At 71.2% G+C, this 20,001-nt stretch carries 22 protein-coding genes; 13 read left to right on the plus strand and 9 right to left on the minus strand.

Annotated elements, in window-relative coordinates; translation table 11 throughout:
- Nucleotides 1-85: 85 nt before the first annotated feature.
- A complete protein-coding gene (locus tag ACF08N_RS13815) occupies nucleotides 86-904 on the plus strand; it encodes a MerR family transcriptional regulator (RefSeq protein ID WP_392324798.1) in 819 nt (272 codons plus the stop codon).
- Nucleotides 905-1,004: 100 nt separating this feature from the next.
- Nucleotides 1,005-1,970: a helix-turn-helix transcriptional regulator gene (locus tag ACF08N_RS13820; RefSeq protein ID WP_392324799.1), complete on the plus strand. Its 966-nt coding sequence runs from the start codon at nucleotides 1,005-1,007 to the stop codon at nucleotides 1,968-1,970.
- Between the two features lie 29 nt (nucleotides 1,971-1,999).
- Here the strand turns inward: ACF08N_RS13820 and ACF08N_RS13825 are convergent, their stop codons facing one another.
- Nucleotides 2,000-2,956, minus strand: a complete 957-nt coding sequence (locus tag ACF08N_RS13825; protein WP_392324800.1) for an SDR family oxidoreductase — start codon at nucleotides 2,954-2,956, stop codon at nucleotides 2,000-2,002.
- 176 nt (nucleotides 2,957-3,132) lie between these two features.
- Between ACF08N_RS13825 and ACF08N_RS13830 the strand changes: the two genes are divergently transcribed.
- Entirely contained in the window at nucleotides 3,133-3,651 is a 519-nt protein-coding gene (locus ACF08N_RS13830; RefSeq protein ID WP_392325053.1) for a DUF4240 domain-containing protein, read from the plus strand.
- A 24-nt stretch (nucleotides 3,652-3,675) separates the two neighbouring features.
- On the opposite strand, the gene ACF08N_RS13835 is transcribed toward ACF08N_RS13830, so the two are convergent.
- On the minus strand, nucleotides 3,676-4,197 hold the full coding sequence (locus tag ACF08N_RS13835) for a GNAT family N-acetyltransferase (RefSeq protein ID WP_392324801.1): 522 nt from the start codon (nucleotides 4,195-4,197) through the stop codon (nucleotides 3,676-3,678).
- 44 nt (nucleotides 4,198-4,241) lie between these two features.
- On the opposite strand from ACF08N_RS13835, the gene ACF08N_RS13840 reads away from it, so the two are divergent.
- The 4 genes from ACF08N_RS13840 to ACF08N_RS13855 all read left to right on the plus strand — a co-directional run bounded on the left by ACF08N_RS13840 (nucleotide 4,242) and on the right by ACF08N_RS13855 (nucleotide 7,474).
- Nucleotides 4,242-5,141 carry a TIGR01777 family oxidoreductase gene (locus tag ACF08N_RS13840; protein WP_392324802.1) on the plus strand — a complete coding sequence of 300 codons (900 nt, stop codon included), beginning with the start codon at nucleotides 4,242-4,244 and terminating at the stop codon, nucleotides 5,139-5,141.
- A 179-nt stretch (nucleotides 5,142-5,320) separates the two neighbouring features.
- Entirely contained in the window at nucleotides 5,321-6,646 is a 1,326-nt protein-coding gene (locus ACF08N_RS13845; RefSeq protein WP_392324803.1) for an NAD(P)/FAD-dependent oxidoreductase, read from the plus strand.
- 48 nt (nucleotides 6,647-6,694) lie between these two features.
- Nucleotides 6,695-7,066 carry a LamG-like jellyroll fold domain-containing protein gene (locus tag ACF08N_RS13850; protein WP_392324804.1) on the plus strand — a complete coding sequence of 124 codons (372 nt, stop codon included), beginning with the start codon at nucleotides 6,695-6,697 and terminating at the stop codon, nucleotides 7,064-7,066.
- Between the two features lie 168 nt (nucleotides 7,067-7,234).
- The gene (locus tag ACF08N_RS13855) at nucleotides 7,235-7,474 is read left to right on the plus strand and encodes a hypothetical protein (RefSeq protein ID WP_392324805.1); all 240 of its coding nucleotides are present in this window, start codon (nucleotides 7,235-7,237) and stop codon (nucleotides 7,472-7,474) included.
- Nucleotides 7,475-7,750: 276 nt separating this feature from the next.
- On the opposite strand, the gene ACF08N_RS13860 is transcribed toward ACF08N_RS13855, so the two are convergent.
- Nucleotides 7,751-9,199 carry a regulator gene (locus ACF08N_RS13860; protein WP_392324806.1) on the minus strand — a complete coding sequence of 483 codons (1,449 nt, stop codon included), beginning with the start codon at nucleotides 9,197-9,199 and terminating at the stop codon, nucleotides 7,751-7,753.
- Nucleotides 9,200-9,503: 304 nt separating this feature from the next.
- On the opposite strand from ACF08N_RS13860, the gene lipB reads away from it, so the two are divergent.
- The 4 genes from lipB (at nucleotide 9,504) to ACF08N_RS13880 (ending at nucleotide 12,594) form a co-directional block, all read left to right on the plus strand.
- Nucleotides 9,504-10,301: a lipoyl(octanoyl) transferase LipB gene (gene lipB, locus ACF08N_RS13865; protein WP_392324807.1), complete on the plus strand. Its 798-nt coding sequence runs from the start codon at nucleotides 9,504-9,506 to the stop codon at nucleotides 10,299-10,301.
- 121 nt (nucleotides 10,302-10,422) lie between these two features.
- Nucleotides 10,423-11,406, plus strand: a complete 984-nt coding sequence (gene lipA, locus ACF08N_RS13870; RefSeq protein ID WP_392324808.1) for a lipoyl synthase — start codon at nucleotides 10,423-10,425, stop codon at nucleotides 11,404-11,406.
- Nucleotides 11,407-11,658: 252 nt separating this feature from the next.
- Entirely contained in the window at nucleotides 11,659-11,868 is a 210-nt protein-coding gene (locus ACF08N_RS13875) for a hypothetical protein (protein WP_392325054.1), read from the plus strand.
- An 18-nt stretch (nucleotides 11,869-11,886) separates the two neighbouring features.
- On the plus strand, nucleotides 11,887-12,594 hold the full coding sequence (locus ACF08N_RS13880) for a DUF4191 domain-containing protein (protein WP_392324809.1): 708 nt from the start codon (nucleotides 11,887-11,889) through the stop codon (nucleotides 12,592-12,594).
- 121 nt (nucleotides 12,595-12,715) lie between these two features.
- Here ACF08N_RS13880 and ACF08N_RS13885 read toward each other — a convergent pair whose 3' ends face one another.
- The gene (locus ACF08N_RS13885) at nucleotides 12,716-13,183 is read right to left on the minus strand and encodes an RDD family protein (protein WP_392324810.1); all 468 of its coding nucleotides are present in this window, start codon (nucleotides 13,181-13,183) and stop codon (nucleotides 12,716-12,718) included.
- Between the two features lie 219 nt (nucleotides 13,184-13,402).
- On the opposite strand from ACF08N_RS13885, the gene glnA reads away from it, so the two are divergent.
- The gene (gene glnA / locus ACF08N_RS13890) at nucleotides 13,403-14,812 is read left to right on the plus strand and encodes a type I glutamate--ammonia ligase (RefSeq protein ID WP_392324811.1); all 1,410 of its coding nucleotides are present in this window, start codon (nucleotides 13,403-13,405) and stop codon (nucleotides 14,810-14,812) included.
- 144 nt (nucleotides 14,813-14,956) lie between these two features.
- Nucleotides 14,957-15,637 (plus strand): DUF4145 domain-containing protein, encoded by a 681-nt coding sequence (locus ACF08N_RS13895; protein WP_392324812.1) that lies wholly within the window; start codon nucleotides 14,957-14,959, stop codon nucleotides 15,635-15,637.
- A gap of 67 nt (nucleotides 15,638-15,704) precedes the next feature.
- Here ACF08N_RS13895 and ACF08N_RS13900 read toward each other — a convergent pair whose 3' ends face one another.
- The 5 genes from ACF08N_RS13900 to ACF08N_RS13920 all read right to left on the minus strand — a co-directional run bounded on the left by ACF08N_RS13900 (nucleotide 15,705) and on the right by ACF08N_RS13920 (nucleotide 19,927).
- Entirely contained in the window at nucleotides 15,705-16,961 is a 1,257-nt protein-coding gene (locus ACF08N_RS13900) for a tyrosine-type recombinase/integrase (protein WP_392324813.1), read from the minus strand.
- A gap of 82 nt (nucleotides 16,962-17,043) precedes the next feature.
- The gene (locus ACF08N_RS13905; RefSeq protein WP_392324814.1) at nucleotides 17,044-17,265 is read right to left on the minus strand and encodes a helix-turn-helix domain-containing protein; all 222 of its coding nucleotides are present in this window, start codon (nucleotides 17,263-17,265) and stop codon (nucleotides 17,044-17,046) included.
- Nucleotides 17,266-17,412: 147 nt separating this feature from the next.
- Nucleotides 17,413-18,669: a DUF3631 domain-containing protein gene (locus tag ACF08N_RS13910; RefSeq protein WP_392324815.1), complete on the minus strand. Its 1,257-nt coding sequence runs from the start codon at nucleotides 18,667-18,669 to the stop codon at nucleotides 17,413-17,415.
- A complete protein-coding gene (locus tag ACF08N_RS13915; protein WP_392324816.1) occupies nucleotides 18,666-19,028 on the minus strand; it encodes a hypothetical protein in 363 nt (120 codons plus the stop codon). The genes ACF08N_RS13910 and ACF08N_RS13915 overlap by 4 nt, the downstream gene beginning before the upstream one ends.
- The gene (locus tag ACF08N_RS13920; protein WP_392324817.1) at nucleotides 19,025-19,927 is read right to left on the minus strand and encodes a bifunctional DNA primase/polymerase; all 903 of its coding nucleotides are present in this window, start codon (nucleotides 19,925-19,927) and stop codon (nucleotides 19,025-19,027) included. The genes ACF08N_RS13915 and ACF08N_RS13920 overlap by 4 nt, the downstream gene beginning before the upstream one ends.
- Nucleotides 19,928-20,001: the final 74 nt, after the last annotated feature.

The raw sequence follows: 20,001 nt of genomic DNA on the forward strand, positions 1-20,001 counted from the left end.
TCCGGGGGCCTCGTGTGTTCCGGGGGGCCGTTCGTCCGTGATGCTTGACCTTGACACCGTGTGAAGCCGTGCAGTGGGAGACGTCATGTTCACCATCGGAGACTTCGCCCGCCACGGCCGGGTGTCGGCCCGCATGCTGCGTCACTACGACGCCATCGGACTGCTGCGGCCGGACCACACCGACCCTTTCACCGGCTACCGCCACTACTCCGCGGCCCAGCTCGCCCGGCTCAACCGGATCATCGCCCTGAAGGATCTCGGCTTCACGCTGGAACAGGTGCGCCGCATCCTGGAGGAGCGGGTGACCACGGACGAGCTGCGCGGAATGCTCAAGCTGCGGCAGGCGGAGCTGGAAGAGGCGAGGGCCACGGCGGCCGCCCGGCTGGCGCAGGTCGAGGCGAGGCTCCGGTCGATCGAGAGCGAGGGCCGCATGCCCACCCAGGACGTCATGATCAAGAGCACCCCGGCGGTGCGGGTCGCCGAACTGACCGCCGTCGCCGCCGGTTACGGCCCCGAGCACATCGGGCCGGTGATCAGCCCGCTGTACGAGGAGCTCTTCCGCCGCCTGACGGCGGCGGGAGTCACGCCGACAGGGCCCGGCATCGCCTACTACGAGGACGCGCCGGAGGGCGACGGCGCGATCCTGGTGCACGCCGGGTGCACTGTCTCGACCGGCCCGGCGCCCGGCCAGGACTTCGCGATCGTCGATCTGCCGGCGGTCGACCGGGCGGCGACGATCGTGCACCGCGGTCCCATGGACACGATCGTGTCCACCGCGCAGAACCTGGCCCGGTGGATCGAGGCGGGCGGGCACCGCTCGGCGGGCTACGCCCGTGAGGTCTACCTGGAGTGCCCGCCGGACAAGGAGCAGTGGGTCACCGAGGTCCAGGAGCCGCTGCGCTGATCCGCGCTCCGGAAGCCGCTGGGCGGGTCCGCACCCCGGAAGCCGCTGGGCGGGTCCGCACCCCGGGAGCCGCCGGCCTGAGCTGCGCGACAATGCCTCCATGCGCGCTGCCCGGCTGATCAAGATGGTGCTGCTGCTCCAGGCGAGGTCCGCCATGACCGGGGCCGAGCTGGCACGGGAGCTGGAGGTGTCCGAGCGGACCGTGACCCGGGACGCGCTCGCGCTCTCCGAGGCCGGGGTGCCGGTCTACGCGGACCGGGGGCGGAGCGGCGGGTACCGGCTGATCGGCGGGTACCGCACCGGGCTGACCGGACTCGGGCGCGACGAGGCCGAGGCCCTGTTCCTGTCCGGACTGCCGGGCGCGCTGCGGGACATGGGCCTGGAGGACGTGGCGTCCGCGGCGCGCCTGAAGGTGTCCGCGGCGCTGCTCCCGGCGCTGCGGGACGCCCCGCGGTCGGCGGCGCAGCGGTTCCATCTGGACGCGCCCGGGTGGTACCAGGAGCCCGTGACGCCGGAGCTGCTGCCGCTGGTCGCGGAGGCGGTGTGGGGGGACCGCCGGATCCGGGCGTCCTACCGCCGCCGGGACGCCGAGGTGGAGCGGGAGCTGGAGCCGTACGGCCTCGTGCTCAAGGCGGGCATCTGGTACCTGTGCGCCCGCGCGGAGGGCACGTTCCGGGTGTACCGGATCGACCGGTTCTCGGCGGCGGAGGTGTGCGAGGAGGTCTTTGATCGGGACGAGGACTTCGACCTGCCGGGCTTCTGGGCGGAGCGCGCGGCCCAGTTCGCGCGCTCCATCCTCCGCGCGGAGGTGGTGGTGCGGGTGACGGAGGCGGGCGCGCGCCGCCTGCCCCACGTGACGGACCGCGCGGCGGCGGAGGAGGCGCTCGCCTCCGCGACCCCGCCGGACCCCACGGGCCGCGTGACGCTCACGCTCCCGGTGGAGTCGCTGGACGTGGCGTACTCCCAACTGCTCGCCCTGGGCGCGGACGCGGAAGTGCTGCAACCGGCCGCGCTGCGGGACCGCTTCGCGACGACGACGGCACGGATGCGGGACCTGTACGCCTGACGGCCCCGCCCCGCCGCCGCGGAAACGCCTCAGCGGTAGGCCTCCACCCGTGGGGTCTCGCCCGCCTTCTCCGCGAGCATGTACCCCCACACGTCCGGGCGGCTGCCGTCCGTGTCCGTGACGCCGTACTCGCGGGCCAGCCGGCCGCTGTCCAGCGACTGGCCGTTCCAGCGGGCGCGGTCCGGGTCGGCGGCCAGGGCCGCCACGCCGCGGGCCAGGTACGCCGGGGATTCGGACAGCGCCCAGTGGCGCTGCTTGGCGATGCCGTCGCGCCACGTCTCCTCGGTGAGCCCGAAGATGTCCAGCATCTCCTCCGAGCGGAGGAACCCGGGCGTGACCGCCACCGCTGTGGCGCCGACGCCCTTGAGCTCCTCGCCCAGGGTGTACGCCATCCGGATCGGCATGTTCTTGGCCAGGTCGTAGTAGAAGTTCTCGCGGAAGTCCTTGTTCGTCTCGGCGGTGCCGTCCGTGACCTCGAGGACCAGGCCGCCCGGCTCCCGTACCAGCAGGGGCAGCGCGATGCTGCTCGTGATGATGTGTGTCCGTACCCCCAGGTCGATCATGCGCAGGCCGCGCTCCAGGTCGACGTCCCACATCCTGGTGTCGAAGTCGAGCAGGAAGTTCCCGCCCCAGACGTCGTTGACCAGGATGTCCAGGCGGCCGTGGTCGCGGTCGATGCGGTCGACCAGCGACCGGACCTGGTCCGCCTCCAAGTGGTCTGTGGGGACGGCGATGCCCGTCCCGCCCGCGGCGGTGACCAGTTCGGCGGTCTCCTCGATCGTCTCCCCCGCACGGCCCACCTCGCTGACGTGCTCCCGGGTGGTGCGGCCGGTCACGTAGACGGTCGCGCCCGCGGCGCCGAGTTCCACGGCGATGGCGCGGCCCGCGCCCCGGGTGGCGCCCGCGACCAGGGCGATCCGGCCGTGCAGCGGCGGCTCGTACGGGGACGTGTCCACGGATCCGTTCAACGGCTCGTTCGTCGTCATGGACCGACCGTCGCACGGAATCCCGACATCCTCTGTCCGACTTCTTTCTCCGGCTTCTCTGTCCGACATCGGAGCCCATCGCCGGTCATCACCGCCATGGGCCGCTGATCTCGATACGGCCGCTTTTTCCGGCTCCGCGTGCGCCGCCCTCCCCCAGCCACGATGCTTGTCCCGTGATGGACGAGACGGAGTTCTGGGAGATCGTCGACAGCACTCGTGAGGCCGCCGAGGGCGACCCCGAGGATCATGCCGAGCTGCTCGTCGAGCGGCTGCTGCAGCTCGATCCGGACTCCGTACTGGACTTCGCCCGGCACTTCGAGGCCCGCTACAACCGCGCCTACACGTGGGACCTGTGGGGCGCGGCGGCCGTGCTGCTCGGCGGCGCGAGCGACGACGCGTTCGACTACTTCCGCTGCTGGCTCATCGGCCAGGGCCGGGAGGTCTTCGAGGGTGCGGTGCACGACCCGGACTCGCTGGCGGAACTGCTGGACGACTTCGACGAGGACATCGACGGGGACGGCGAGGAGCTGGGGTACGCGGCGGACGAGGCGTACGAGCAGCTGACCGGCGTGGACGCGCCGGACCTCGGCATCCCGGTGCAGTCGACCGAGCCGGCGGGCGTCCCGTTCGCCTTCGACGACGACGCGGCGCTGGCGCGGCGCTTCCCGCGCCTGTGGGAACGTTTCGGCCGCTGACCGCACACAGGGGGCTCCCGCGCGTCATTCCGTGAGGGAACGCCCCATCAGGACGTCGTCCACGTAACGCCCCTCCAGCAGGAACTCGCCCGGCAGCACGCCCTCGACCGCGAAGCCCTCCGCCTCGTACAGCGCCCGCGCGGGTGCGTTGTGGCCGAGGACGCGCAGCGTGATGCGGATCGCGCCCTGGCGGAGGGCCTCGTCGAACGCCGCGCGCAGCAGCGCCCGGCCGATGCCGCGGCCTCGTGCCCGGCCGGACACGGCGAGCCCCTGGATCTGGCGCACATGCCGGTTGCAGGCGAGGGGCGTCGGCGGCACGAGGCGTATGTAGCCGAGGAGCGTGCCGTCCGTTTCCTCGGCGACGAGGAAGTCCTCGGGCCGGTGGGTGGGGTCGAAGAACGGCCCGTACGGCGGCTCGGGCCGCGGTTGCACGGCGTGCAGGGGCGACCAGGTCGCCCGGTCGAGTTCGCCGAGGGCCGTGCCGTCGGCGGCTCGTGCGGGACGTATCGCCGGGGGTACCGCGGGACGGGGATGCGACTCGGGCATGAGCCCCACTGTGCCATGCGGTGCGGCCGGGGCAGGATGGGCGCATGCACCGATCGCGTATCGCCGTCACCGGCGCATCCGGGCTCATCGGCAAGGCCCTCGTGCGCTCCCTGCGCGCGGACGGGCACGACGTGGTGCGTCTGGTGCGGCACCCGTCCCGCGCGGGGGACGAGGTCGAGTGGGACCCGCGGCGGCAGTACGTCGACGCCGCCGGTCTCGTGGGCTGCGACGCGGTCGTGCACCTCGCCGGGGCAGGGGTGGGCGACCGCCGCTGGACGCCGTCGTACCGCAGGGAGATCCGTGACAGCCGGGTGCTCGGCACGGCGGCGATCGCGGAGGCGCTGGCCTCGCTGGACACCCCGCCGAAGGTACTGATCAGCGGCAGCGCGGTCGGTTTCTACGGGGACACCGGGGACCGCCCGGTGGACGAGGACGCGCCGCCCGGGGACGGCTTCCTGCCGCGCGTGTGCGTGGAGTGGGAGGAGGCAGCGGCCCCGGCGCAGGAGGCGGGAGTCCGCACGGCGTTCGCCCGCACCGGCCTGGTGGTGGCGCGGCACGGCGGCGCGTGGGGCCGGATGTTCCCGTTGTTCAGGGCGGGACTCGGGGGGCGGCTGGGCAGCGGGCGCCAGTACTGGAGCTTCATCGCGCTGCACGACGAGGTGGCGGCGCTGCGGCACATCCTGGACACGGAGACGCTGTCGGGCCCGGTGAACCTGACGGCGCCTGAGCCGGTGACCAACCGTGAGGTGACGGAGGCGATGAGCCGGGTCCTGCGCCGCCCTGCGCTCTTCGCGGTACCGACGCCGGCACTGCGGCTGGCGCTGGGCGAGATGGCGTCGGACGTCCTGAGCAGCCAACGGGCGCTGCCGGTACGCCTGTTGGAGTCGGGCTTCTCGTTCGCGTTCCCCAGCATCGACGACGCGATCCGCGCGGCGCTCCGCTAACCCCCCGGAATGCGCCCAGGTGGCGGCGGGGGCGTGCGCCCCCGCGCTACGGTGCTCCGCCCTGTGCGCGACGCCAGGTCGCGGTCACGGTTCCTAGTCTCGGTGCGAACTCGGGTATTCCCCGGGCCTGATGGGGGCATGAGCTCCCCACCAGCCGCGCCGACCTCGGGGAGGGGCACGTGCTCAGCACCGCTCAGCATGCGGATCACGCGGACGTCGTCATCGTCGGGGCCGGGATCGCCGGGCTCTCGGCGGCTCATCGGCTGACCAGTGCGGGGGTGACGGTCAGGGTCCTGGAGGCCGGCCCGGTGGTGGGCGGGCGGATGGCCACCGAGTGGGTCGACGGTTTCCGGCTCGACCGCGCAGGTCAGTTGCTCAGTACCGCGTTCCCGGAGCTGCGGCGCATCGCCGCGTTGCGCGACGCCGAACTGCGGTTGTTCTCGCCCGGTGTGCTCGTGCACGCCGAGGGGCGGCTCCAGCGGACCGGTGAGGTCGGGGCGTCGCCGCACGCCACCCGGGGCGTAGGGGTCGCATTCACCGTCGCGCGCGCCCTCGCGAGCGCCCCCCGGCCGCGGCACCTCGACCAGGCCAGGCTGGGGGCGTCACTGGCACGGCTCGCGGGCACCCCGGTACGGCGGGTGCTGGCCCGGCCCGAGCGGGCCGCGGCCGACGCGCTCCACGGTCGCGGGCTGCCCGCCCGCACGGTGCACGGCTTTCTGCGCCCCCTGTTGTCCGCGCTGCTGTGCGACCCGGAGCTGACCACCTCCAGCCGGTGCGCCGACCTGGTGCTGCGGGGTTACGCGCGCGGCCGGCTGTGCGTCCCGGCCGGCGGGGCGGCCGCGCTGCCCGAGCTGCTGGCGGCCGCGCTGCCGGAGGGCACCGTCCGGACGGGCACACGGGTCACCGACATCGCGATCAACCGGGTCACGACCGAGGAGCACGGCGAGTTCCGCTGCCGTTCCGTCGTGGTCGCCACGGACGCGCGGACGGCGGCGGAGCTGCTGCCGGGGCTGCGGGTGCCCTCGTTCCGGCCCGTGACGGTGGTGCACCACACCGCGCCGGAGCCTCCTCTGCCCGATCCGTCACTGGTGCTGGACGCGGACCGCGGCGGCCCCGTCTCGCACACGGCGGTGATGAGCGAGGTCGACCCGTCCCGGGCGCCCGAGGGCAGGGCGCTGATCTCCTCCACGGTGGTGGGGGGCCTGCCGGACGACGTGGACCGGCGGGTGCGGCGGCACCTGGCGACGCTGTACGGCACTCCGACGGACGACTGGGAGCTCCTGGCGGTTCACCACGACGCGTCGGCCGTCCCGGCGATGACGCCCCCGCACGATCTGCGCCGCCCCGTGCGCATGCTCGCGGGCCTGTACGTCTGCGGCGACCACCGGGACACGGCGACGGTCCAGGGTGCCCTGTTCTCGGGCCGCCGGGCCGCACACGCGCTCCTGTCGGACCTCGGCATCCGCCCGGGCTGCGGCACGGCCGCGCTGAAGGCCGCGGCGTGAGTTCCGCGGGGGCGGCCGCCACCGCCCCCGCGGCCGGCCTCCCGGTCCGTGCGCGTACGCCCCACCGCCCGCACCGCCGACCAAGTGCTCCTCAGTTCCGGGGCAGGGGCGCTCAAGCTCATGCAGTACGGCACCGGGCGGGTCGGCATCACCCGGTACGGCAGCGCCGACCGCTCCTTCCCGTACACGCTCCCGCTCGACCGCTGGACCACGGTGACGTGGGTGGCCGAGCCGGGCCGCACCACGCTGTACGCCGACGGCGAGCACGTCGGCACCGTCGAGGCGTCGGTGCCGCTACCGCTGCGGTCCATCGGCACCGAGAAGGCGGGCCTGCGCGACGATCTCGACGAACTCCTCACCTGGGACGAGGCCCTGAGCGCCGATCAGGTCCGCGACCTCTTCCGAAGGGACGCACAGTGAGACGCACCGCGACAGCGGCGGGCACTTGCCGCCTGCGCTGCCCTGCTCCTGGCGGCCGGAATGTTCTTCGCCGCGTTCACGCCCCGGTCATGGGTCATGCCGCAGCCATCTCATCTGTGAGCAGTCAACTCACCGTCAGAACAAGGCAGAAGGGAGATCGGCCGCTCGGTGACGCACACCGCGGAGCCGTCGAACCAGGCGTGGTGGCAGGTGGACCTGGGCACGAACGCGTGCGTGGACCAGGTGCAGGTCTGGGACCGCACGGACTGCTGCGCGGACCGGTTGACGGACTTCTGGGTGCTGACCTCGGCGCACCCGATCACGGCGGACGGCCTGGACGCGGCCGCTCCGCCTCCGGCGTCACGGCGGTCCACGTCACGACCCGGGCGGGCCGCCCGACCACGGTGACGCTGCCACCGGGCACGGACGCGCGCCATGTGCGGGTACAGCTGACGTCACCCACGAACCCGCTGCCGCTGGCCGGAGGTCCAGGTGCGGGGCGCGCGTCCGTAAACGGGGGTGCGCGGCGCGCTCGCTGGGGCTCCGCCCCAGACCCCGCGCCTCAATCGCCGGCAGGGCTGCAATGCAGCCCGTCCGGGGTACTCCCCCTACGCCTGGCGGCGTGGAGGTACCCCACCCACGGCCGCCAGGCCGTAGCGGCCCCGCGCAGCGGCCCCGCCCCCCTCACCCCAGCGCCGCCACCCGGTCGCGGTACGTGCGGACCGGGCTCGCGTCCCGGTACGGCTCCAGGCGGCGCTCGAACTCCCGCACGTACTCCGACGCCCTCGCCGACCGCATCTCCGATGCCTGCAGCGCCGCCTCCGCTCCCAGCACGCACGCCTGCTCCAACTCGCCGAGGCCGAGGCGCGCCGTCGCGAGGACCACGCGGCAGAACAGCCGGCTGCGGGCGAAGGCCGGCGCTCGCAGCTGGAGCGAGCGCTCCGCGTACTGGACCGCCGAGCGGTACTGCTGAAGGTCCCGGTGGCAGTGCCCGATCTCGTCCGCGAGCTGCGCCTCGTCGAAGAAGCGCGCCCAGTGCGGCACCTCGTCACCCGGCCGGGCCGACTCCAGCGCGCGCTCCGCGCGGGCGAGCGCCGCGTTGCACGCCCGCGCCTCGCCGAGCACCCCGTGGCCGCGCGCCTCGGCGGCGTGCAGCAGGGCCTGCACCAGCGGCGGCGCCGAGGAGCCCACGCCCTGCTGGGCGACCCTGGTCAGCTGGACCGCCTCCCGGCCGTGCCCGAGGTAGACGGCCTGGCGGCTCATGGTGACCAGGACGTACGAGCCGTACCCCCGGTCCCCCGCCGCCTGCGAGAGCCGCAGCGCCTGGACGAAGTACCGCTGGGCGAGCCCGTGGGCCGCTATGTCGTACGAGGTCCAGCCCGCCAGCCGGGTCAGGTCGGCGGCCGCGGCGAAGAGGCGGCGGCCCAGTGCCTCGCCGTACGTGCCGCGCAGCATCGGCTCGGCCTCGTGCTCCAGGTAGCGCACGAGGGCCTGTCGCGCGTGGCCGCCGCCGTAGGCGTGGTCGAGGGCGCGGAACAGTTCGCCGACGGAGCGCAGGGCGGAGATGTCGCCGCCGGAGACCTTCTGGCCCGGCCCGCGGTCGGTGCCCCGCTGCCGGGGCACGGTGACTCGGGCGCCCTGGTGCGGGACCCGGCCCGAGCCGCTGTGCGCCGCCTCGCCCCGGCCGACGCGCTCGTCGGCGCGGCCGATCAGCCAGTCCCGGCTCGGCACGACCAGACCGGCCGGGGTGAACGCGATCTTCCGCAGTTCGGCGTGGCTGCCGGAGTCCTTGCGCCACAGGCCGCTGACGATGTCGACGGCCTCCTCGGGCGTGGCCGCGAACTCCAGGCCCGCGTAGACCGGTGCGCAGGCGTCCAGGCCGAGGTCCTGGGCGGACAGCCGTCTCCCGAGCCGCCGGGTGAACACCTCCGCGATCAGCGCGGGGGTCGTGCCGCGTGGCTGCTGCCCGCGCAGCCAGCGCGTGACGGAGGTCTTGTCGTACCGCAGGTCGAGGCCGTGCTCGAGGCCGAGCTGGTCGACTCTGCGGGCGAGCCCGGCATGGGAGAAGCCCGCCTCCGCGATGAGCGCGGCGAGCTGCCGGTTGGGGGTGCGCTGTGGGGCTCGTTCCGTCATCTGCTGTCGGGTCTCCTGCCTTCCGGGCCGGGAGCAGCCCATGGGGGTACCTCCTGGGGGTCCCAGGCGTAGCTCTGGGGGAGAAGCCCTGGGGGAGGAACGGCGCGAATTTAGCGGCCCTCCCGGTGCATTCCGCCACCTTCGCCCCACATTCATCCGATCGTGTGAGGATTGGCGGCGGCACTGACGGCTGTGCTGACGAAAGCCGGGCCGGAGCCACCTGCCCGGTGACCGGTTCGCGGGCCGCCGTACAGTGGCATGGGCCTGGATTACTGCTGGGCGAAGGTTCGAGGGAGGCACAGCCGTGAGTGAGCTGCGGTTCGTCCGTCTGGGGTTCGGCGAGGACGCCGTCGAGTACCAGGAGGCATGGCAGAAGCAGCGCGAGGTCCACGCCGCCCGCTTCGCGGACGAGATCCCGGACACCTGTCTGCTCCTGGAACACCCGCCGGTCTACACGGCCGGCCGGCGCACGGCGGACAGCGAGCGCCCCCTGGACGGTACGCCGGTCATCGACGTGGACCGCGGCGGGAAGATCACCTGGCACGGGCCGGGCCAGCTGGTGGGCTACCCGATCCTGAAGCTGCCGCGCCCGGTGGACGTCGTCGCACACGTCCGCCGCCTGGAGGACGCGCTGATCCGCACCTGTGCGGAGTTCGGCGTCGAGACGAGCCGGGTGGAGGGCCGCAGCGGGGTGTGGGTGCTGGGCGATCCCGTCGAGGAGCGTCCCTCGCTGGGCGGACTCTCGCTCGACTTCGACCCGCGGCTGCAGGACGAGGAGTTCGACCCGCGCCTGAACGGGCCGGAGTACGCCCCCTCCAACGCCGGCCAGCGCCGCGAGGACCGCAAGCTCGCCGCCATCGGCATCCGGATCGCGAAGGGCGTGTCGATGCACGGCTTCGCCCTGAACGTGAACCCGGACAACACCTGGTTCGACCGGATCGTGCCGTGCGGCATCCGCGACGCGGGCGTGGCCTCGCTCGCGAACGAGCTGGGCCGTGACATCACGATCGAGGAGGTGCTCCCGGTGGTGGAGAAGCATCTGCACGACGTCCTGGAGAACGCGGAGCTCGCGCCCCGCGTGATCGAGAAGGCATCCGCCTGACGGCTGCCGGCGGCCCTGGGGAATGCGTCCCTCTGGCCACGGGTTGGCCACACGTAAGGCCGCACTTTTAACGGGCGTACCCTGGTGTTCGCCGAAGAATCGAAGCTGTAGGGAGCCGGTCGTGTCCGCAGTCGCACCCGACGGACGCAAGATGCTGCGCCTGGAGGTCCGGAACAGCCAGACCCCCATCGAGCGCAAGCCCGAGTGGATCAAGACCCGGGCGAAGATGGGTCCCGAGTACAACCAGCTGCAGAAACTGGTCAAGAGCGAGGGTCTGCACACGGTCTGCCAGGAGGCGGGCTGTCCCAACATCTTCGAGTGCTGGGAGGACCGCGAGGCCACCTTCCTCATCGGTGGCGACCAGTGCACCCGCCGCTGCGACTTCTGCCAGATCGACACCGGCAAGCCGCAGGCCCTCGACCGCGACGAGCCCCGCCGCGTCGGCGAGTCCGTCGTCACCATGGACCTGAACTACGCCACCATCACCGGCGTCGCCCGCGACGACCTGGAGGACGGCGGCGCCTGGCTGTACGCCGAGACCGTCCGCCAGATCCACGCGCAGACCGCGGACCGCGAGGCGGGCCGCACCAAGGTCGAGCTGCTGATCCCCGACTTCAACGCGGACCCCGACCAGCTGGCCGAGGTCTTCTCCTCCCGCCCCGAGGTGCTCGCCCACAACGTCGAGACGGTCCCGCGGATCTTCAAGCGCATCCGCCCCGGCTTCCGTTACGAGCGCTCGCTGAAGGTGATCACCGAGGCCCGTGCGGCCGGCCTGGTCACCAAGTCGAACCTGATCCTCGGCATGGGCGAGACCCGCGAGGAGGTCAGCGAGGCGCTGCAGCACCTGCACGACGCCGGCTGCGAGCTCATCACGATCACCCAGTACCTGCGCCCCTCCGTGCGCCACCACCCGGTCGAGCGCTGGGTCAAGCCGCAGGAGTTCGTCGAGCTGAAGGAGGAGGCCGACGAGATCGGCTTCTCCGGCGTGATGTCCGGTCCGCTGGTCCGTTCGTCGTACCGGGCCGGCCGCCTGTTCCAGCAGGCGATGGAGGCCCGGGGGACGGCGACGGCCACCGGGTCCTCGCAGGCCGCGCAGGCCGTGTGAATTCGGGCACAAGCAACTACCGGCCGGTAACGGCCCGTTGGGCGCGGCCCGCACCCTCCCCGCAGGTCGGGGACATGGTGCGGGCCGCGTCCGCGTTCACGGCGGCTTCGCAGGGCGCCCATCGGTGTTTCATCGTCGTTTGACCGGCCGGTCATGCCCTGGTAACACCGAACAGTGACGCTGAATGCACGCACAGCTCCCACTCATCGACGCCCGCCCCGAGGGGGAACTTCCACCATGCCGACCTCCAGCCTGCAGGCCGCTCCGGTTCGTCCCGTGATCGCCACGGCCATCCCTTCCGTCACCGACGCCCTGCGCGCCATGGAGTCCCTGCTGCTCGGCGGCGGTCAGCGCACCGCCCGGCGCAACGCCTGGACCGCGGTGCTCGAGGACCGGCGCCGGGCCAAGGACCGTGTCGAGGCGCAGCACGTTCTGGAGGCCGTGGCTGCCCGCACTTCTTAGGCCACGTAAACTTCAGATATGGCGAGGAAGGCAAACTCAGACAGCGCTGACGCTGCTGCGAACCCCGGGCGACTGAAGCAGATCGCCCTGACGTACAAGATGACCCGTAAGGCCGACCCCAAGGTCGGTCTTGTCGTCGCGGCTGTGGGAATCGTCACCTTCGGTGTCTTCCTCGCGATCGGTTTCTTGATCGACCACCCCATCTATCTGGGCATCCTGGGCTTCCTGCTGGCCTTCCTGGCGATGGCGATCATCTTCGGGCGCCGGGCCGAGCGGGCGGCCTTCGGGCAGATGGAGGGCCAGCCGGGCGCTGCCGCGGCGGTCCTACAGAACGTGGGACGCGGCTGGACCACGACTCCCGCGGTGGCGATGAACCGCAACCAGGACGTGGTGCACCGTGCGGTCGGCAAGGCCGGCATCGTGCTGGTCGCCGAGGGCAACCCGAACCGGCTCAAGACGCTGATCGCGGCCGAGAAGAAGAAGATGAACCGGATCGTCGTGGACGTCCCCGTGCACGACATCCTGGTGGGCAACGGCGAGGGCCAGGTGCCGCTGAAGAAGGTGCGCACCACGATGCTCAAGCTCCCGCGCGTGCTCAGCGGCCCGCAGGTCACCTCAACCAACGACCGGCTGCGCGCGATGGGCGACCTGATGAGCAACATGCCGCTGCCGAAGGGCCCGATGCCGAAGGGCATGCGGATGCCGCGCGGCGGAAAGATGCGCTGACGCACACAGGACATGAGAGAGGCGGGGGGGGGCCCCCCCCCCCCCCCCCCCCCCCCCCGGGGGGGGGGGGCGGGCGCCCCCCCCCCCCCCCCGCCTCTCTCATGTCGTGTTTCCCGTGGGCTCAGATCCTGATCTGGACCGCGCGGCCGAGACGGTCGTGCAGGCCGCGGCCGTCGCGGTCCCAGACGAGCGCGGGGATCGCGAGGCAGAGCAGCACGCTGCGGACGACGACCCAGCCGAAGCCGAGGCGGCCGCCCCGCTCGGAGACGACCCGCAGGCCGAGGAGCCGCTTGCCGGGGGTGAACCCGACGGTGCCGACCGTGAGCACGCTCATGACGAGGAAGACGATCAGGGCGCGGTTGGACGTCGCCTGCTGGTTACTGCCCGCGAACAGTCCGTATGCGATCAGGAAACACAGTCCCCAGTCGATGAACAGTGCTCCGAAGCGCCGTCCGAGGGGCGCCACGGACCCTGGTCCGCTCTCGGGCAGCCCGAGCCGCTGGCCCCGGTACCCGAAGTCGACACCCATGTCCTCGGCCGCCGCGCGGGGCCCGGAAAGCCACGATCCGATTGCTTGCCTGTTGTCCACCCGACCACGGTACTGCGCCCGCTTTGGATCACTTCGGCCCGGGTCCCCGGCCCGCCCCGGGGTGCCTCCGGCCCCCGCGCCGGTTAACTTCGTCGAAACAAATGGGTCATGCTTGAGAAATCCGGTCTGCCTAAGGTCGGGACCAGCGTGTGCCACCGCACTGGCCGCACGGACGAGCTGCAACCCCGCCCCTCCCCGGGTGGGAGTAGGAGGAGTTGGATGTTCCAGAACGCCGACGAGGCCAAGAAGTACATCGCTGACAACGACGTAAAGATGGTTGACGTCCGGTTCTGCGACCTTCCTGGCGTCATGCAGCACTTCACCATCCCGGCGACGGCCTTCGACCCCTCGGAAGAGCTGGCGTTCGACGGTTCGTCGATCCGTGGCTTCCAGGCGATCCACGAGTCCGACATGGCGCTGCGTGCGGACCTGTCGACGGCCCGCCTGGACCCGTTCCGCCGCGACAAGACGCTGAACATCAACTTCTTCATCCACGACCCGATCACGGGCGAGCAGTACAGCCGTGACCCGCGCAACATCGCCAAGAAGGCGGAGGCGTACCTGGCCTCCACCGGCATCGCGGACACCGCGTACTTCGGCCCGGAGGCCGAGTTCTACGTCTTCGACTCGGTGCGCTTCAACACCGCCGCGAACGAGGGCTTCTACCACATCGACTCCGAGGCCGGCGCCTGGAACACGGGCGCGGTCGAGGACAACCGCGGCTACAAGGTCCGCTACAAGGGCGGTTACTTCCCGGCCCCGCCGGTCGACCACTTCGCCGACCTGCGCGCGGAGATCTCCCTGGAGCTGGAGAACGTGGGCCTCCAGGTCGAGCGCCAGCACCACGAGGTCGGCACCGCCGGCCAGGCGGAGATCAACTACAAGTTCAACACGCTGCTCGCCGCGGCCGACGACCTGATGCTCTTCAAGTACATCGTGAAGAACGTCGCCTGGCGCAACGGCAAGACCGCGACCTTCATGCCGAAGCCGATCTTCGGCGACAACGGCTCGGGCATGCACGTCCACCAGTCGCTGTGGCAGGGCGGCTCCCCGCTCTTCTACGACGAGGCCGGTTACGCGGGCCTGTCGGACACCGCCCGCTACTACATCGGCGGCATCCTCAAGCACGCCCCGTCGCTGCTGGCCTTCACCAACCCGACGGTGAACTCGTACCACCGCCTGGTCCCCGGCTTCGAGGCCCCGGTCAACCTGGTGTACTCGCAGCGCAACCGCTCGGCGGCGATGCGTATCCCGATCACCGGCTCGAACCCGAAGGCCAAGCGCGTCGAGTTCCGTGCCCCGGACCCGTCGTCGAACCCGTACCTGGCGTTCTCGGCGCTCCTCCTGGCGGGCCTGGACGGCGTGAAGAACAAGATCGAGCCGGCCGAGCCGATCGACAAGGACCTCTACGAGCTCGCCCCCGACGAGCACGCGAACGTCCCCCAGGTCCCGACCTCCCTCCCGGCGGTCCTCGACGCCCTGGAGCAGGACAACGAGTACCTGCAGGCGGGCGGCGTGTTCACGTCGGACCTGATCGAGACGTGGATCGACTACAAGCGGACGAACGAGATCGCCCCGATCCAGCTGCGTCCGCACCCGCACGAGTTCGAGCTGTACTTCGACATTTAAGAACGTCGCAGGTCAGAGCGGGTTTTCGCTCGCCTGGGCCGTCTGTGGGCCGTCGGCCGTGCTTTTCCGCTCTCGGAAGGCACGGCCGGCGGCCCTTTATGCGAACCCGCTTCGCTCTCTGTGTCGGGCCAGTAGCCTCGCTGCATGACGAACGTGGGGGCGTGGGGAGCACCAATACCGCCGATGCTGAGCGACTGTCCATCCTGCGATAAGCCCGTGCTCGCTCACGTGCAGGGGACGTACGTCGAGCCAGACGAAGACGGCCCGCAGATTCTCCACTCCCTCGCCTGCTGCGGCGATTGTGGCTCAGCCCTGCTCCTGGGGCAGCAGGAAGAGGAGGCTGGGTGGTCGACTCCCGTACGCCTGTACCCGCAGGGCAACGAGCGGCCTCTGAGTATCTCCGTCCCCACGGAGCTGCGGAGAGAGCATGAGGAAGCATGGGCTTGCTTCAAGGCCCGTGCATACACCGCCACAGCGGTGATGGTCCGGCGCACTCTCGAAGGGGTCTGCCAAGACCAGGGCATCGCCAAGAAGCAGCCCCTAGCGGCTTCGCTCAAGCAGCTCGCGAGTGACGGCAGGATTGAAGGTCGCCTCCTTGAATGGGCTGAGGCCCTGCGGTTCCTCGGCAACCAGGGAGCCCACTACACGGGCACCCCCGTCAGTCGCGAAGACGCTGCAGACGCATTGGCTCTGGCGGAAGCGCTCTTGGACTACATGTATGTGCTCACCGCTCAATACGAGAAGTTCCAGCAGCGTCGGGCGGTCGGGCGGACAGAGACGTCCAATGAAGCGCGGGGAGCCACCACCGTGCAGCCTCAGGCATAAATGCTCATCTACCGCTGCGGTCGTGCTGTCCTGGACACAGCACGACCCGCGGCGGGTGTACGGCGAGTCAAGCGACTGCCGCGTCCTCGTCGTTTCCTCGATCTGACCGGAACGCCGTATCGATGGCCTTTCGGGCCCGATCCTGGCTGTTCGGCATCAGGTGGGTGTACGTCCGAAGCGTGAAGCCGGGGTCCGAGTGACCGAGGTATTCGGCGAGGGCCTTGATGTTCTCGCCTGCGTCCAGCAGCACCGAGGCGTAGTAGTGCCGGAGGGCATGCATGCCGTGCTCACGCGACTCCTTGAACCGCTCCCCCGGCAGACGCTCAGGGATGACGCCGGCGGACACCAGGGCGGGCTTCCACAGGTACATGTTGAAGTAGTTCCGGTTCAGCGCCTTCCGCTCTCGCGAGTAGAACAGGAGCGTGGCCGTGACCGGCGGGCCGTCCGGCGTCTTCCACGGCAGAGTGACCTCCCTGGGCGGTCGCTGGGTGATGTGCGCGGCCAGCGCGTACGACACGACGTCTGGCAAGGGCACGTCTCGAAGCTTGCCGCCCTTGGGCGGGGCGAAGACCAGGTGCGAGCCGACCATCTTGACCTGCCGGACGACGTGGACGACGCCCCCGAGGAAGTCCACCTCGTCAATGGCAAGCCCGAAGATCTCACCCTGCCGGAGCCCGCATCCGGCACCCACGTCCACGCTTGTGGCGTATTGCTCGGGCAGGCCATCGCGGACCGCGAGCACCCGCTCATGGGTCCAAGGCTTGAGCTTCCTGGGGTCCAGCTTGGGCGCCTTCACCGAGCCCGCGCGGCAGGGATTGCGGGCAAGGATGCCGTCGTCGACAGCGGCCGCGAAAACAGCGGAGACGTTGGCGAAGATGACTCGCTGGTACGAGGACGCGATGCCGGAGTCTTTCAGCGCACGAGCCCAAGTTCGGATGTGGCCCGGCTGGAAGGCACTGAGGGAGCGTGACCCGATGTGCGGGAAGGCGTGCAGCCGGAACCGCAGCTCCATGGCCACGATGGTGGCGGCGTCCGTCGTCTGCGACGCGAGCCACTGCGTGGCGAACTGCTGGAATGTGACTTTCCCCGCCGATGGGTCGACGTACTGCCCTCGCGTCATGTCGGCTGCGATCTGTGTCAGCCACGACTCTGCCAAGCGCTTCTGCTTGTCGGGGAAAGACCGGCTGCGCTCGGTCCCATCGGGCGCCACGTAGCGAGCGCGGTAGCGCATGCCAGTGCCGTAGCGGTCTGTCTTGACGCGGTGCGACTTGCCGTCGGAGCTGGTCTCGGTCTTGTACCAGCGGTCTTGGATGTGGCCAGCCATGAGGTTCCGGATTCCTTCCGAACAAAGCAGCAGGGAGGGCCGGTGAAGGCCCTCCCTGCTGGGACTTTCGTTTGATTGGTGATCAGGCAGCCAGGTCGGCGGACATCCGCTCGGCGGTCCATGCCTTCACAGCAGCGGGGTCGTAGCGGAGGTGCTTTCCCACCCGGAATCCAGGCGGTCCAGTCCGCTTCTTGCGCCACTGGTACACGGTCTCCAGTGGGACGCCGAACAGGTCAGCAATGTCGTCAGGGGTGAGGTAGCGGTCCGGGAGTCCGGCCCGCAGCGTGGTCGTCGCGGATGGCATACAGGGTCCCTCCTCGGTGAGCGGCGCGGCTGGGTGAGGACTACCGCCCTCTCCTCTCAGATCCGCTACATCCGCTACATCCGCTACACCGCAGGTCAGGGACCTGTTTTGTGTAGCGGATGCGCGAGATGTAGCGGATAGGTGCCGCTACAGGGCGACTGCGGACGGCTCGGGTGTAGCGGTTTCGAGGGTGGTGTAGCGGATGCCGGGAAGCTCATCCGCTACAGACTCACCACCGTTGACCTGGGATGTAGCGGATGTAGCGGATGTAGCGGACCTGGGAAGAGGCGGAGGGCAGTAGCGGGCCCACGCGTCGGCCAAGTCTTCGGCGTAGTAGCCGCGCGGCACGGCCCCTCCTGGCGTACGGATGGGCCGGGGCTTGATGGGCTTGTTCGCCGCGGTGACGTAGCCACTCAGCATTCGAGCCAGTCCCCGGGAGGTGAGGGGCTTGCCACCGATGTCCACCCAGGGGGCATCGTCCATGGCGAGCAGGCATTCGAGGATGGCCACGGTAGGCATGCGGTCGATGCCGCAGAACACAGTGTCGCGCAGGTCGGTCAACAGCCGGATTCCGAGGGAGGCTTCGTCGTCCTCGGTGGCGGCCGTGACCAGTTCCACGCACGCGGCGCGCGCCCGCTCGGGCCATTGGCCCCCGGCAGCGTCCGCGACGGCGAGCAGCGGCTCCCACACGTCGGCCGGCCGGTCCGTGATGCCTTCGGGCATGGCGGGCCATGAGCCTTCCACGCTGCTACGGACGCCGTCGGCCCATCGGACGAGCCGGTCACGCAGCTTGTGGCCTTCCTTCTCGTGGATCCGCTGCCGGAACGGCTCCACCCGCTCGTTCCTGGCCCGGCGCCGCATGCGGATGATGACGGAGCGGGTCAGGATCGTGTCCGGCAGGGAGCCGAGTCCGGCCATGGCCACGGCGCAGTAGGACGGGAAGGGCTGCACCGTCTGGTTGGAGCCGTCCCCGACGCACCGGTAGGTGACACCCGACCTGCGGTGCCCTGCGTTCAGGAAGCCGCGCAGCTCTTCGTTGTCCCCGGCCTTCGGGCCAAACACGGTGTCGATCTCGTCGAAGAGGATCGTCGGCCGTCCGTCGGTCCCGGATACGGCCCGGAACAGGGCGGCGGCGGACGCGTTGACCGCGACCATCGGGTGCGGCACGAGGGTTTCCACGATCTCCAGCGCGCGGGACTTTCCGGACCCCGGTTCCGGGGAGAGAAAGGCGAGCCGGGGGGTGGAGTCGAAGCAGTCGAGCAGGTGCGCGTGAGCGTCCCACAGGGCGACGGCGACGTACGCGGCCTGGGTGGGGAAGACGTTGAAGCGCCGGTGGAAGGCTTCCACCTCGTCGAGCAGGGCGGCCCCGTCGATGGACGGCGCGGGCGGGTTGGTGCTGGTCATGCGGCGGTCCTCCCTTCCTGGGAAGCGGTGCGGAGCGGGCAAAGGTCGCGGTGGGCGGTGTGGTCGGCGATCAGGGCGTGAACCTGGCGGTGGCCGACCGCGCTGCGGTCCCGGCCGCAGGTGCACCGGGAGGTGGCGGTGGGGATTGCGCCGCGGCCGGGTGCGCTGATGTGGAGCCAGGCGACGGGGTACCGGCCGTCTCCCGGCTGCTGGTCAGGGCGAACAGCAGATAGGACGCCCTGACGGGCGACGACCTTCGGCGCACCACCACCGGACGCGGGGGCGGCCGGTTCGGCGGCTGCCGTGCCGGTGGGCTGACCGGTCGGGCTTTTCAGGGGGGCGTTGGCCGGGGTGGTCATGCCGTCTCCCGCGGTCGGGCGGTGCGGATGGACCAGTTCAGGGCGCTGCGGATGGTGGCGCGGCACTCGGCCGGCGGGAGTCCCGCAGACTCGCCCGCCCCCTGAAAAGCCTCCTCGACCACGTGCCGGGGAAGGTCACCCCATGCGACAAAGCGGCCCACGGCGCGCGTGCTCACGAGCAGTTGCTTGTTCCGCCCGCCCTCGGCAGTTCCCGCGACGGCGGCGGTCTCGCGCTCGAGCACAGCGTCCGCGAGCCGGTTCCCGCAGCGCGGCGCGGCCAGCCGCACCGGCCGGGCCGGTGCGGGCGTGAGCGCGGCGAGCAGCCATGCGGGCAGCGAGGCGACGGGTGCGTCGGTGGTGAGTTCGTACGTTCCTTCCGGGGTGATGCTGCCGGGGGCGACGACGTAGCCGCCCCACGCGCGCGTGTCGATGTTCGGCCCGAGCGCATTCTGCGTGTTGTGCAGCCGGACACCCTCGGGGGCGAGGAAGTACAGGTGCAGCCCGCCGCGCGCGGTCCGGATCGTGCGGGTGGTGGGGACGGACTGTCCGGCGCGCTCGCAGAGCGCCTCAAAGGTCGTCACGCCGCTAGGCGTGTCCGAACTGCCCTTGTCCTTCTGCTTGGGCATGTCGAGGTCGACGACGACCAGCCCCGCCGGGCCGGTGGCGATGCCGACGTTGAAGGCTGCCACGGCCCAACAGCGCTCGATGCGCTCGCGGTCGGTGGTGGCGCGCTGCTCCCACTTCACGTGCCCACTCGCGCAGGGGCCGCGGCCGGTGCAGGCAGTTTCGCCGTGCAGGGCGGGGCGCTTGCCGTGCGGTCGGAGGGGGTGGACGGGCCAGCCGCGTGCGGCGGCATCCAGCGCTGCGGGCAGCAGCGCGGATCGGGGGTCATGGGTCATGCTGGATGTCTCCAGTTCTCGTGAGTGCTGGGAGACGAGAGCGGCCCCGGTTCTTGGCGGAATGGGGGGCCGCT

The sequence above is a fragment of the Streptomyces sp. NPDC015127 genome, from assembly GCF_043080095.1.
Taxonomy (GTDB): Bacteria; Actinomycetota; Actinomycetes; order Streptomycetales; family Streptomycetaceae; genus Streptomyces.

What these genes read in the sequence shown, in the direction of transcription:
- ACF08N_RS13860 (WP_392324806.1), bottom strand. Translation starts at nt 9,199, where the DNA reads ATGACGGAACGAGCCCCACAGCGCACCCCCAACCGGCAGCTCGCCGCG.
- ACF08N_RS13815 (WP_392324798.1), top strand. Translation starts at nt 86, where the DNA reads ATGTTCACCATCGGAGACTTCGCCCGCCACGGCCGGGTGTCGGCCCGC.
- ACF08N_RS13830 (WP_392325053.1), top strand. Translation starts at nt 3,133, where the DNA reads ATGGACGAGACGGAGTTCTGGGAGATCGTCGACAGCACTCGTGAGGCC.
- ACF08N_RS13840 (WP_392324802.1), top strand. Translation starts at nt 4,242, where the DNA reads ATGCACCGATCGCGTATCGCCGTCACCGGCGCATCCGGGCTCATCGGC.
- ACF08N_RS13910 (WP_392324815.1), bottom strand. Translation starts at nt 18,669, where the DNA reads ATGACCAGCACCAACCCGCCCGCGCCGTCCATCGACGGGGCCGCCCTG.
- ACF08N_RS13880 (WP_392324809.1), top strand. Translation starts at nt 11,887, where the DNA reads ATGGCGAGGAAGGCAAACTCAGACAGCGCTGACGCTGCTGCGAACCCC.
- ACF08N_RS13905 (WP_392324814.1), bottom strand. Translation starts at nt 17,265, where the DNA reads ATGCCATCCGCGACGACCACGCTGCGGGCCGGACTCCCGGACCGCTAC.
- glnA (WP_392324811.1), top strand. Translation starts at nt 13,403, where the DNA reads ATGTTCCAGAACGCCGACGAGGCCAAGAAGTACATCGCTGACAACGAC.
- ACF08N_RS13835 (WP_392324801.1), bottom strand. Translation starts at nt 4,197, where the DNA reads ATGCCCGAGTCGCATCCCCGTCCCGCGGTACCCCCGGCGATACGTCCC.
- ACF08N_RS13820 (WP_392324799.1), top strand. Translation starts at nt 1,005, where the DNA reads ATGCGCGCTGCCCGGCTGATCAAGATGGTGCTGCTGCTCCAGGCGAGG.
- ACF08N_RS13915 (WP_392324816.1), bottom strand. Translation starts at nt 19,028, where the DNA reads ATGACCACCCCGGCCAACGCCCCCCTGAAAAGCCCGACCGGTCAGCCC.
- ACF08N_RS13825 (WP_392324800.1), bottom strand. Translation starts at nt 2,956, where the DNA reads ATGACGACGAACGAGCCGTTGAACGGATCCGTGGACACGTCCCCGTAC.
- ACF08N_RS13920 (WP_392324817.1), bottom strand. Translation starts at nt 19,927, where the DNA reads ATGACCCATGACCCCCGATCCGCGCTGCTGCCCGCAGCGCTGGATGCC.
- ACF08N_RS13895 (WP_392324812.1), top strand. Translation starts at nt 14,957, where the DNA reads ATGACGAACGTGGGGGCGTGGGGAGCACCAATACCGCCGATGCTGAGC.
- ACF08N_RS13900 (WP_392324813.1), bottom strand. Translation starts at nt 16,961, where the DNA reads ATGGCTGGCCACATCCAAGACCGCTGGTACAAGACCGAGACCAGCTCC.